This is a genomic window from Bradyrhizobium manausense, assembly GCF_018130615.1.
GTDB lineage: Bacteria > Pseudomonadota > Alphaproteobacteria > Rhizobiales > Xanthobacteraceae > Bradyrhizobium > Bradyrhizobium manausense_A.
This window is the reverse complement of sequence record NZ_JAFCKB010000001.1, coordinates 35,844-48,234: the sequence shown is the minus strand read 5'-3', so window position 1 is coordinate 48,234 and position 12,391 is coordinate 35,844. Positions and strand designations below refer to the sequence as shown.

The 12,391-nt window shown below is 65.0% G+C and carries 10 protein-coding genes; 7 read left to right on the top strand and 3 right to left on the bottom strand.

Going from position 1 to position 12,391, the window contains the following annotated elements:
- Nucleotides 1-40 precede the first annotated feature (40 nt).
- Nucleotides 41-634, bottom strand: a complete 594-nt coding sequence (locus JQ587_RS00210; RefSeq protein ID WP_212303155.1) for a DUF4337 domain-containing protein — start codon at nt 632-634, stop codon at nt 41-43.
- Between the two features lie 103 nt (nt 635-737).
- Nucleotides 738-1,703, bottom strand: a complete 966-nt coding sequence (locus tag JQ587_RS00205; protein ID WP_212303154.1) for a tyrosine recombinase XerC — start codon at nt 1,701-1,703, stop codon at nt 738-740.
- Between the two features lie 112 nt (nt 1,704-1,815).
- On the opposite strand from JQ587_RS00205, the gene JQ587_RS00200 reads away from it, so the two are divergent.
- Complete coding sequence (locus JQ587_RS00200; RefSeq protein WP_212303153.1) at nt 1,816-4,026, top strand: primosomal protein N'; 2,211 nt, start codon at nt 1,816-1,818, stop codon at nt 4,024-4,026.
- Between the two features lie 227 nt (nt 4,027-4,253).
- Here the strand turns inward: JQ587_RS00200 and JQ587_RS00195 are convergent, their stop codons facing one another.
- Complete coding sequence (locus JQ587_RS00195; protein ID WP_212303152.1) at nt 4,254-4,760, bottom strand: septal ring lytic transglycosylase RlpA family protein; 507 nt, start codon at nt 4,758-4,760, stop codon at nt 4,254-4,256.
- Nucleotides 4,761-5,408: 648 nt separating this feature from the next.
- On the opposite strand from JQ587_RS00195, the gene JQ587_RS00190 reads away from it, so the two are divergent.
- The 6 genes from JQ587_RS00190 to JQ587_RS00165 all read left to right on the top strand — a co-directional run bounded on the left by JQ587_RS00190 (nt 5,409) and on the right by JQ587_RS00165 (nt 12,372).
- Nucleotides 5,409-5,969: a F0F1 ATP synthase subunit delta gene (locus tag JQ587_RS00190; protein WP_212303151.1), complete on the top strand. Its 561-nt coding sequence runs from the start codon at nt 5,409-5,411 to the stop codon at nt 5,967-5,969.
- Complete coding sequence (gene atpA, locus JQ587_RS00185) at nt 5,969-7,498, top strand: F0F1 ATP synthase subunit alpha (protein WP_212424073.1); 1,530 nt, start codon at nt 5,969-5,971, stop codon at nt 7,496-7,498. Before JQ587_RS00190 ends, atpA begins: the two co-directional genes overlap by 1 nt.
- Before the next feature lie 174 nt (nt 7,499-7,672).
- Nucleotides 7,673-8,545, top strand: coding sequence for a F0F1 ATP synthase subunit gamma (locus tag JQ587_RS00180; protein ID WP_212303149.1), 873 nt, complete (start codon nt 7,673-7,675; stop codon nt 8,543-8,545).
- 83 nt (nt 8,546-8,628) lie between these two features.
- Nucleotides 8,629-10,062: a F0F1 ATP synthase subunit beta gene (atpD, locus tag JQ587_RS00175; protein ID WP_212303148.1), complete on the top strand. Its 1,434-nt coding sequence runs from the start codon at nt 8,629-8,631 to the stop codon at nt 10,060-10,062.
- Between the two features lie 89 nt (nt 10,063-10,151).
- On the top strand, nt 10,152-10,559 hold the full coding sequence (locus JQ587_RS00170; protein ID WP_212303147.1) for a F0F1 ATP synthase subunit epsilon: 408 nt from the start codon (nt 10,152-10,154) through the stop codon (nt 10,557-10,559).
- Between the two features lie 151 nt (nt 10,560-10,710).
- Nucleotides 10,711-12,372, top strand: coding sequence for an adenylate/guanylate cyclase domain-containing protein (locus JQ587_RS00165; RefSeq protein ID WP_212424072.1), 1,662 nt, complete (start codon nt 10,711-10,713; stop codon nt 12,370-12,372).
- Nucleotides 12,373-12,391: the final 19 nt, after the last annotated feature.

Here is a 12,391-nt window from a genome sequence, read left to right as displayed (position 1 = left end):
CAACGTGGGCCGGGACGACAGCGGAGCGAGTGGCGCCCCTTCACCCGTGCAGATGCAACAGATGCGGCGCCCATGCGCCGAGCATGGTCATGCCGAGGCCGGCGAGCGTCAACAGGCCAGCGATCCAGGCCAGCGGCAGCATGCCGGTGATGATGGTGGCGGATGCCAGCACGATGCCGATCTGGAACGCGGCCGAGGCCAGCTCGAAGTGATGATATTTCGCGGTCGCCTCGTCGCGCTCGTGCTCGGCGTGCTTGGCCTTCTCGGCGAGCTGCTCGGTGCCTTCGCCGGTCTCGGGCTCGGAGCGGTAGCGCGCCGAGGTCTTCTGCCAGTCGTCGATCTGCTTCTGCACCGTGGCCTTCATGGCGTCGTCGGAGGCGGTGCCCAGCGTCAGCTTGCCCTGCTCGGCGGCGGTCTGCACGACCGTGCGGCGGATGCTCTTGGCCTGGAAGAATGCCCAGAGGTTGGAGGCTTCGACGTTCTTGCTGATCGACTCGGTCTGGGCGCCCTTGCCGAGCGTTTCCGAGATCGCCAGAAACAGCGCCAGCACCGCGATCAGAAGGGCGATCTTCTTGTTCTCGCCCGATGCGTGCTCGGCATGCTCGGCGTGCTCCATGCTCTCGTGTGCGCTCATAAGTCCCTCCTGTCTGAAGTTCCCCACGATTGACCGAACCGCGGGCGCCGCGCAAGAGGCACGCGCGCTGTGACAGCTTCATGTCAGGGAATGAGCGAGCTCGTCAGCGCCTTGGATGCGCGCTTGCATAGACTTCCAGCAGGCGCTCGGAATCGATGCCGGTATAGATTTGCGTGGTCGAGAGCGAGGAGTGGCCGAGCAATTCCTGGATCGCGCGCAGATCGCCGCCGCGCGAGAGCAGATGTGTGGCGAAGGAATGGCGGAGCGCGTGCGGCGTGGCGCTGTCGGGCAGGCCGAGCGCGCCGCGCAGCCGCTCCATCGCGAGCTGGATGATGCGCGGGCTGAGCGGACCGCCGCGCGCGCCGACGAAGATCGGCCGCTCCGCCGGCAGCGCATGCGGGCACAACGCGACATATTCGTCGATCAGCGCCAGCACGTTCTGCAGCACCGGCACCATCCGCGTCTTGTTGCCTTTGCCGGTGACGACGAGCACGTCGCCTTCGCCCGCCTTCGGCACCTCGCGGCGCTTCAGCCCCAGCGCCTCGGAGATGCGCAGGCCTGATCCATACAGCAGCGCCATCACCGCGGCATCGCGGACCAGAATCCAGGTCTCGCGATCCTCGCCGGCGCGCTCGTCGGCGTCAGCGAGGCGTTTTGCCGACGCCATCGGCAATGGCTTCGGCAGGCTTTTCGCGACCTTGGGCGCACGGATGGCGGAGAGCGCGCCGACCTTGCCCTTGCCCTCGCGCTCGAGGAAACGTCCGAACGAGCGCAGGCCCGCCAGCGCGCGCATCAAGGAGCGGCCGGCAATATCGTCGGCGCGGCGCATCGCCATGAAGGCGCGCACGTCAGTGGCTTCGAGGTTCGCGAACCGCGCCAGCGTCACGCGCTCGCCCCAATGGCTGCACAGGAAATCCAGGCATTGCCGCAAGTCGCGGCCATAGGCCTCCAGCGTCTTCGGCGACAGCCTCCGCTCGGCGCCGAGATGCGACAGCCAGCGCGCCATCTCCCGCGCGATCGAGGGATCGGCGCTGGCGAGCTCGAGTGGCGGGGCGGCTGCTTTGCTCATGCGCTCTGGACGGAATGATTCCGCACAGTATATCGCATCACACAAGTTTACTGTTCGCTAAGGCGGCTCCACGGCGCTAGCCTTGAGGTCCCCAGGTTCCGATTCTCTGTTCATGGATCATTCGACGCGCAGCCAGACTGCTCCCGCCAGCACGACCCGCATGGTCGACGTGCTGGTGCCGGTCGCGCTCGACCAGACCTATTCCTACAAGGTGCCGCGCGGCATGGAGCTGAAGGTGGGCGATCTCGTCGGTGTGCCGCTTGGTCCGCGCGAGGTGCTCGCCGTGGTCTGGGCGGAAAACGCCAATCCCGATCCGCGCCTGCACAACCGCCTCAAGGAGGTCAGCGAGAAGCTCGACGTTGCGCCCTTGAAACCCGAGCTGCGCTCCGTCGTCGACTGGGTCGCCAATTACACGCTGAGCCCGCGCGGCATGGTGCTGCGCATGTGCCTGCGGATGGGCGAGAACCTCGGCCCCGAGCGCGTGCGCGCCGGTGTGCGCCTGGTCGGCGATCCTCCGCGGCGGCTGACGCCGGCCCGGGCGCGCGTGATCGAGGTGCTGTCGGACCGGCTGCTGCACGGCAAGTCGGAAGCCGCCAAGGAAGCCGGCGTGTCCGCCGGCGTGATCGACGGCCTGGTCGACGAAGGCACGCTCACGGTCGAGCCGATGCCGCCGCCGCCCCCGCCGCCGGCCCCTGATCCGGAATTCGGCCGGCCGGATTTTTCGCCGCTGCAGCGTGCCGGCGTGGATGCGATGCGCGCGCTCGCGGCCAACGGCACCTTCCACGTCGCGCTGCTCGACGGCGTCACCGGTTCGGGCAAGACCGAGGTCTATTTCGAGGCCGTGGCGGAAGCCATCCGGCGCGGCAAGCAGTCGCTGATCCTGATGCCGGAGATCGCGCTCACCGGCCAGTTCCTCGATCGCTTCGCGCAGCGCTTCGGCGTACGACCGATCGAATGGCATTCCGAGCTCACGCCGCGCACCCGCGCGCGCAATTGGGCCGCGATTTCGGAAGGTACCGCGCCGGTCGTGGTCGGCGCCCGCTCGGCGCTGTTTCTGCCCTACGCCAATCTCGGCCTCATCGTCGTCGACGAAGAGCATGACCAGGCCTACAAGCAGGACGAGGGTGTGCATTATCACGCCCGCGACATGGCGGTGGTGCGCGCGCATATCGCAAAGATCCCGATCGTGCTGGCCTCCGCCACGCCGTCGGTCGAATCCGAGGTCAATGCGCGCAAGAACCGCTATCAGCGCGTCGCGCTGCCCTCGCGCTTCGGCGGCCAGCACATGCCGCATATCGAGGCCATCGACATGCGCCGCGAGCCGCCGGCGCGCGGCCGCTACATCTCGCCGCGGCTCGCCGGTGAGATCAGAAAGGCGATCGAAAAGCGCGAGCAGGCGCTGCTGTTCCTCAATCGCCGCGGCTATGCGCCGCTGACGCTGTGCCGCGGTTGCGGCCATCGCTTCGCCTGCACCATCTGCGATGCCTGGCTGGTCGATCACCGCTTTCGCCAGCGCCTCGTCTGTCATCATTGCGGCTTCTCGATGCCGCGTCCGCCGACCTGTCCGCATTGCGCAGCGGAGGAATCGCTGGTTGCCGTCGGTCCCGGCGTCGAGCGCCTGCAGGAAGAGGCGGCCGCGCTATTCCCCGATGCCCGCACCATGGTGCTGTCGAGCGATCTCATCACCTCGATCGAGACGATGCGCAGCGAGCTTGCCGAAATCGCGGAGGGCCGCGTCGACATCATCATCGGCACGCAGCTCGTCGCCAAGGGGCACAATTTCCCGCGGCTCAATCTGGTCGGCGTGGTCGATGCGGATCTTGGCCTCAGCAATGGCGATCCGCGCGCGGCGGAACGGACCTGGCAGTTGCTCAACCAGGTGATCGGCCGCGCCGGGCGCGAGCAGGGCCGCGGCGTCGGCTACCTGCAAACGCATCAGCCCGATCATCCCGTGATGAAGGCGCTGATCGCCTGCGACCGCGAGGCCTTCTACGACAGCGAGATCGATTTGCGCGAGAAGACGCTCTATCCGCCGTTCGGCCGGCTCGCGAGCCTGATCATTTCCGCAGGCGACCGTCCGAGCGCGGAGGGCCTCGGCCGCAAGCTCGTGGCATTGGCGCCGCGCGACGAGCGCGTGGTCGTGCTCGGCCCGGCCGAAGCCCCGCTCGCCGTCATCAAGGGCCGCTACCGCTTCCGCATCCTGGTGAAATCGGCGCGCGGCTTCGATCTCTCGGATTATTTGCGCAACTGGCTTGCGGTGTGCCCGAAGCCGAAGGGGAATCAGAAGCTCGAGGTCGACGTCGATCCGCAGAGCTTCTTGTAGGCTCCGCCGTCGCCACCTCCTTTGTCGTCATTCCGGGGCGATGCGCAGCATCGAACCCGGAATCTCGAGATTCCGGGTTCACGCTTCGCGTGCCCCGGAATGACAGAACATAAAAAAGCCCGCGGTCCCCCAAGACCACGGGCTTGTTTCACGCGCGCATCAAACTGCTCATGTCGCTGCGGACGATGAGGAAACTACGCGTGTGAGATCAGGCGCGAAGCGCGCCGTTAGGAGACGACTTCCGCGGTGACGCGACCGACGCCGGCACCGGTGAGGCCGATGGCGCGGGCAGCGCCGGTGGAAAGATCGAGCACGCGGCCGCGCACGAACGGGCCACGGTCATTGATGGTGACGATGACGCTCTGGCCGCCATGGGTGACGCGCAGCTTGGTGCCGAACGGCAGCGAACGGTGCGCCGCGGTGAGGGCGTTCTGGTTGAAGCGCTGGCCCGACGCGGTCCGGCTGCCGGACTCGTTGCCGTAATAGGAAGCCATGCCCGAGAAGCTGCGGCCCGTGCCCGACGTCGGCGTCATCGACGCATTGGCGTTGCGCCAATCGGAGGTCGCGTTGGAATCGTTCTGGGCGTGATGCCGGTGATGGTGAGAGGCCCTGTGGTGATGCCGGGATTTGGCGGAAGCCTCGGTGGCAGTTCCACCGACGATGAGAGTTGCGGCGACGAATGCAATCGCCGTACGCGGCCGGGTCACGGTGCCCAGCGTCTTCAAAGACAGCATTTAATGGTCCCTACGATAGTATTGCCACATATGTGGCTAGTGGAGCCCCTATCAGTTTGTGAGCGGGTTGGCGTTTCGATTCCTAATGAGGCATGAATTGGGCAGTAAATCCGTTCCGAGCCCCGCTGAAATATCTTGTGATCTGAATCGATATTCGAACGATGTTTCGGGTTCCTATCCTTTAACGATTCGTTAACTAACTTATTACTTACGAATACTGTAAAGCGAAGTTGTTATTCTTCATGTTTAGAATTGGGTAAGTATTCGGCGGCCCAGGTGGGCGCGGTTGCAGTCACGCCTCAGCGAGCTGTGTTCATGGCCGCTATGCGTTCAGGGCAGGAACAAAAGTGCCCCTGGCCGCCGTAACGCTCACGGCAATTCCGTGACATGGCAGCCCGCCGCGTGGCCGCTCCGGAAGGTGTCGCAATCTGCGACGAACTGGCGACAGAACGTCGTGCCTTTAGTTTGGCGTCATGTTGCACGTGCGCGCCTGCTATGTTAGCAAAGCCGCGATTTTAACGAGCCCGGCACTTCCCGTGTCGGTCGAAAATCGAAGTCCCGCTTGAATTCCAAGGGCTTGGATCGCTAGGCGCCGCGTTGTGGCGACGGTTTTTCCCTTGCGAATTTGACAGCAAAAAGAGCGCGTCTGTGGCTGCAGAAGATACGTCCGTTTCAGGTGTGTCGGGCCGTTATGCAACGGCCTTGTTTGAACTGGCCCGCGACCAGAAGTTGGTCGACGAGGTCAAGGCCGATCTCGACAAGTTCGAGGGTCTGCTGAACGAGAGCGTCGATCTGAAGCGTCTCGTCCGTAGTCCGGTTTTCGCGGCTGACGCCCAGTCCAAGGCCCTTTCGGCCGTTCTGGACAAGGCGGGCATTGCTGGCATCTCCGCCAATTTCCTCAAGGTGCTGACCGCCAACCGCCGCTTGTTCGCGGTGGCTGACGTCATCCGCGCCTACCGCGCCCTCGTCGCCAAGTTCAAGGGCGAGGCGACCGCGGACGTCACGGTCGCGGAAGCGCTCTCTGACAAGAATCTCGACGCCCTCAAGGTTGCCCTGAAGTCGGTGACCGGCAAGGACGTCGCGCTCAACGTGAAGATCGATCCCTCGATCATCGGTGGCCTCGTCGTGAAGCTTGGCAGCCGCATGATCGATAGTTCGCTTCGCACCAAACTCAATTCGATCAAGCACGCGATGAAAGAGGCAGGCTGATGGACATCCGCGCCGCGGAAATTTCCGCGATCCTCAAGGACCAGATCAAGAATTTCGGCCAGGAAGCTGAAGTCTCCGAAGTCGGACAGGTGCTGTCCGTCGGCGACGGTATCGCCCGCGTCTACGGTCTGGACAATGTCCAGGCCGGTGAAATGGTCGAGTTCGAGAACGGCACCCGCGGCATGGCGCTGAACCTCGAAACCGACAACGTCGGCGTCGTTATTTTCGGTGCCGACCGCGAGATCAAGGAAGGCCAGACCGTCAAGCGCACCCGCGCCATCGTGGACGCGCCGGTCGGCAAGGGTCTGCTCGGCCGCGTGGTCGACGGCCTCGGCAACCCGATCGACGGCAAGGGCCCCATCCAGGCCGACAAGCGTATGCGCGTCGACGTCAAGGCGCCGGGCATCATTCCGCGCAAGTCGGTGAACGAGCCGATGGCGACCGGCCTCAAGGCGATCGACGCCCTGATCCCGATCGGCCGCGGCCAGCGCGAGCTGATCATCGGTGACCGTCAGACCGGCAAGACCGCGATCGCGCTCGACACCATCCTGAACCAGAAGCCGCTCAACGCGCAGCCCGACGAGAACATCAAGCTGTACTGCGTCTACGTCGCGGTCGGTCAGAAGCGTTCCACCGTTGCCCAGTTCGTGAAGGTGCTGGAAGAGCAGGGCGCGCTCGAATACTCGATCGTCGTCGCCGCCACCGCGTCGGATCCGGCGCCGATGCAGTACATCGCGCCCTTCACCGGCTGCACCATGGGCGAGTACTTCCGCGACAACCGCATGCACGCGGTCATCATCTATGACGATCTGTCCAAGCAGGCCGTTGCCTACCGTCAGATGTCGCTGCTGCTGCGCCGTCCGCCGGGCCGCGAAGCCTATCCCGGCGACGTGTTCTATCTGCATTCCCGCCTGCTCGAGCGCGCGGCGAAGCTGAACAAGGACCAGGGCTCCGGCTCACTGACGGCGCTGCCGGTCATCGAAACCCAGGCCAACGACGTGTCGGCCTACATTCCGACCAACGTCATCTCGATCACCGACGGCCAGATCTTCCTGGAAACCGACCTGTTCTTCCAGGGCATCCGTCCCGCGGTGAACGTCGGTCTGTCGGTGTCGCGCGTCGGTTCGTCGGCGCAGACCAAGGCCACCAAGAAGGTCGCCGGCAAGATCAAGGGCGAGCTCGCGCAGTACCGCGAAATGGCGGCGTTCGCGCAGTTCGGCTCCGACCTCGACGCCTCGACCCAGCGCCTGCTGAACCGCGGCTCGCGCCTGACCGAACTCCTGAAGCAGCCGCAGTTCTCGCCGCTGAAGATGGAAGAGCAGGTCTGCGTGATCTGGGCCGGCACCAACGGCTATCTCGATCCGCTCCCGGTCAACAAGGTGCGTGCGTTCGAGGACGGTCTGCTGTCGCTGCTGCGCGGCAAGAACGCCGACATCCTCAACTCGATCCGCGACAGCCGCGACCTCTCCGACGACACCGCTGCCAAGCTGAAGTCGGTGGTTGAGGGCTTCGCGAAGAGCTTCGCTTAAGCGCGTTCATGGCCGGGCTAAAGCGCGAAGCGCGTCTTCGCAATTGACGTCCCGGCCATCCACGCTTCACGGCGTGGAGACAAAGACGTGGATGCCCGGGACGAGCCCGGGCATGACGACTGGGATAGGCTAGCGGCTCGATCATAAGCGTCGAACCGCCGGGGTGAACGAAGAATGGCTTCACTTAAAGACATGCGCGTCCGCATCGCCTCCACCAAGGCGACGCAGAAGATCACCAAGGCCATGCAGATGGTCGCGGCCTCGAAGCTGCGCCGCGCGCAGACCGCTGCCGAAGCTGCACGTCCCTATGCCGACAAGATGAGCGCGGTGATCTCGAACATCGCCAGCGCCGCCGCGGGTTCGCCCGGCGCGCCGGTGCTGCTGGCCGGCACCGGCCGCGACCAGGTTCATTTGCTGCTGGTCTGCACCGGCGAGCGCGGCCTGTCCGGCGCCTTCAACTCGTCGATCGTGCGTCTCGCCCGCGAGCGGGCCCAGGCGCTGATGGCGCAGGGCAAGGAAGTGAAATTCTTCTGCGTCGGCCGCAAGGGCTACGAGCAGCTCCGCCGCCTGTTCGACAAGCAGATCGTCGAGCATCTCGACCTGCGCAGCGTTCGGCAGCTCGGCTTTGTCAATGCCGAGGACATCGCCAAGAAGGTTCTGGCGCGATTCGACAACGGCGAGTTCGACGTCTGCACGTTGTTCTACTCCCGCTTCCGCTCGGTGATCGCGCAGATCCCGACCGCCCAGCAAATCATTCCGCTGGTCGTCGAGGAGGGCGCTGCCGCTACCACGACCTCTTACGAATACGAGCCGGAAGAGGACGAAATTCTCACCCGTCTTCTGCCGCGCAACCTTGCGGTCCAGATCTTCCGTGCGCTGCTCGAGAACAACGCCTCGTTCTACGGCGCTCAGATGAGCGCGATGGACAACGCGACGCGCAACGCTGGCGAAATGATCCGCAAGCAGACGCTGGTCTACAACCGCACGCGTCAGGCGCAGATCACCAAGGAACTGATCGAAATCATCTCGGGTGCCGAGGCCGTCTGACCAAGACGCTTCAGTAACCGTCAAACGCAACATCCCGGTCAAATTGACCGTGGCCTACAAGTTCGGATCGAAGGAGACATTCAATGGCAGCCCAGCTCGGTCGCGTCACCCAGGTCATCGGCGCCGTCGTCGACGTGCAGTTCGAGGGCCACCTGCCGGCCATTCTCAACTCGCTCGAGACCAAGAACGGCGGCAACCGCCTGGTGCTCGAAGTCGCCCAGCATCTCGGCGAGTCCACCGTCCGCGCCATCGCGATGGACACCACCGAAGGTCTGGTCCGCGGCCAGGAAGTGACCGACACCGGTTCGCCGATCCGCGTTCCCGTCGGTGAAGGCACGCTCGGCCGCATCATCAACGTCATCGGCGAGCCGATCGACGAAGCCGGTCCGGTCAAGACCGAAGGCCTGCGCGCGATCCACCAGGAAGCGCCGACCTACACCGACCAGTCGACCGAAGCCGAAATTCTCGTCACCGGCATCAAGGTCGTCGACCTTCTCGCGCCCTACGCCAAGGGCGGCAAGATCGGCCTGTTCGGCGGCGCCGGCGTCGGCAAGACCGTGCTGATTCAGGAGCTGATCAACAACGTCGCGAAGGCGCACGGTGGTTACTCCGTGTTCGCCGGCGTCGGCGAGCGCACCCGCGAGGGTAACGACCTCTATCACGAGTTCATCGAGTCCAAGGTCAACGCCGATCCGAAGAATCCGGATCCGAGCGTGAAGTCGAAGTGCGCGCTGGTGTTCGGCCAGATGAACGAGCCCCCGGGTGCCCGCGCCCGCGTCGCGCTCACGGGTCTGACCATCGCGGAAGACTTCCGCGACCAGGGCCAGGACGTGCTGTTCTTCGTCGACAACATCTTCCGCTTCACCCAGGCAGGCTCGGAAGTGTCGGCGCTGCTCGGTCGTATTCCGAGCGCCGTGGGTTATCAGCCGACGCTCGCGACCGACATGGGCGCGCTGCAGGAGCGCATCACCACCACGCAGAAGGGCTCGATCACCTCGGTGCAGGCCATCTACGTTCCGGCCGACGACTTGACCGACCCGGCGCCCGCGACTTCGTTCGCGCACTTGGACGCGACCACCACGCTGTCGCGCTCGATCGCTGAAAAGGGCATCTATCCGGCGGTGGACCCGCTCGACTCGACCTCGCGCATGCTCTCCCCGCTGGTCGTCGGCGAGGAGCACTACGCGGTCGCCCGCCAGGTCCAGCAGGTGCTGCAGCGCTACAAGGCGCTCCAGGACATCATCGCCATTCTCGGCATGGACGAGCTTTCGGAAGAGGACAAGCTGACCGTGGCCCGCGCCCGCAAGGTCGAGCGCTTCATGTCGCAGCCGTTCCACGTCGCCGAAATCTTCACGGGTTCGCCGGGCAAGTTCGTCGACCTCGCCGACACCATCAAGGGCTTCAAGGGCCTGGTGGAAGGCAAGTATGACCACCTGCCGGAAGCCGCCTTCTACATGGTCGGCACCATCGAAGAGGCGGTCGAGAAGGGCAAGAAGCTGGCAGCGGAAGCTGCCTAAGGCGCGAATGGCGAATGGGGAGTAGCGAATAGTTTCGCTGCTCCTCCCCGCCACTCGCTATTCGCCATTCGCTATTCGCAAGGTTTCCCATGGCCACCTTCCACTTCGATCTCGTCTCTCCGGAAAAGCTCGCGTTCTCGGGCGAAGTCGACCAGGTCGACATTCCCGGCGTCGAGGGTGACTTCGGCGTGCTGGCAGGTCATGCGCCGGTCGTGGCTGCGATCCGTCCCGGCATCCTCACCGTCACTACCGGCGGCAAGCACGAGAAGATCATCGTGCTCGGCGGTCTCGCCGAAGTCTCCGAAAAGGGCCTGACCGTGCTCGCCGACGTCGCGACCTCGCTCGCCGAGCTCGATCGTGCCCAGTTCGCCGAGACCATCTCGGAGATGGAAGAAGGCCTGAAGGAGCACGAAGGCGGCGAGCTCGATCAGGCCATCGCACGGCTCGATCATTTCAAGAGCATCCAGCAGCAGCTCAATACCACGGCTATGCACTAAGCCCCGGCGCACCTGCTCCGGGGCATCGGGTCTAGAATTCCTGAATAAGTTCAGCGCTCGTCACGGAAGTGGCGGGCGCTGAAACTTTGTTGCACCGCGCCGGAACTAGCGGCATTCTGCGACCGCGAATTTGTTCCGGGGCGGGTAGCAGATGAAACGCAAGATCGCAGCGATTTTCGCAGCCGATATTGCCGGTTACTCAAGGCTGGTCGCGGAAGACGAGGAAGAGACGCTGCGGCGTCTGGCATCCTATCGCGAAGTCATCGACGACTTCATCGCCAAGGCCAGCGGACGCATCTTCAACACCGCCGGCGATGCCGTGCTCGCGGAATTCCCGAGCGCGGTGGACGCGGTGCGCTGCGCGATCGACATCCAGGAGAGCTTGCGAACCCGCAACATGGCCTATCCGCCGAGCCGGCAGATGTCGTTCCGGATCGGCATCACCATCGGCGACGTGGTCGAGCGCAACGGCGATCTGCTCGGCGACGGCGTCAACATCGCGGCGCGGCTCGAAGGGCTCGCCGAGGTCGGCGGCATCTGCGTCTCCCGCGCCGTGCACGAGCAGGTCGCCAACAAGCTGTCGGTACAGTTCGCCGATATCGGCGCGCAGGAAGTGAAGAACATCCCGACGCCGGTGCACGCCTACATGGTGGCGATGCGGCGCGAGGACGGATCCTATGCGACGCCGCAGCTGAAGAAGGTCGCCAAGGCGGAGCCCGCGCTGAACTGGATGTGGCCGCTGGTGGTCGGCGTGGTCTCGGTCGTCGCGATCGGCGTCGGCGGATTCCTCTACTTCACCAAGCTCGAGACCGCGCAGGTCAAATCCACTGCGGCATCGCCCGTGCCAAGTCCGGCTGTTGCGCCGTCACCCAGCCCGACGCCGACGGTGGCCGAGAAGGCGCCCGCGCCCCTGCCGACATCGACGCCGACGCAGACCACCACGACGGCCGCGATGCCGACGCCGATCCCGCCGCCGCCGGCCGCATCCGCCGGCAAGATTGCCGTGGATGCGGTGCCGTTCATCGGCGAACGCCAACGTGCCTTTCTCAGCAACGAATATGCCGCCGCCGGCGACTACAAGGCCTTCGCCCTCAACATCGGCGGCTTTACCGGCTCCGCGCTCAATCAGCCGAACGAGGAGGCCGCGCGCAATACCGCGCTCGACCAGTGCCAGAAGCGCGCCGATGCCGCGCAATCGCCGCGGCGCTGCGAGCTCTATGCGCTCGGCAACAAGGTCGTCTACAGCCGTGGCAATCCACCAATGCCGCCGCAGCCCTGGGTGCGGCACGACCCCACGACCGAGCGCCCGTTCGTGGCGAAAGATTTTCCGATGCTGCGTGATCAGGCCAGGACGCGCGTGGAAAACATGTACGCGCCGGCGGCAAAATCGCGCTCGGTCGCGCTCGGTCCGGGCGGGCAATATTTCATGGCGCTGGGGGCATCATCGCCCGAGGAAACGACGCGGCGTTCGCTGGAATCCTGCGGTGCGTTTGCAGGCTCGGCCTGCATGATCGTGGCGGTCGACGATGTCTTCGTCGTGCCGATTCCGACCCTGCTGAGGCCCAACGGCTTCTTCCACGCCGCGACCAATTCCTCGATCGTGGCCGATGCGCGCGACGAGGTCGTGCGCAAGCTCGGCGTAGGCACGGGTTGGAATGCGGTCGCCGTCGGCACCGCAGGCCGCCCCGGCCTCGGCCTCAAGGCCGCCGACGAGCAGACCGCCGTCAACACCGCGCTCGCCGACTGCGCCAAGCACGACAGCGAGTGCCATGTGATTGCGATCGGCCCGTTCACGGTCGGGCCGACGAATTGACACGAACGCTTGCGTGCTT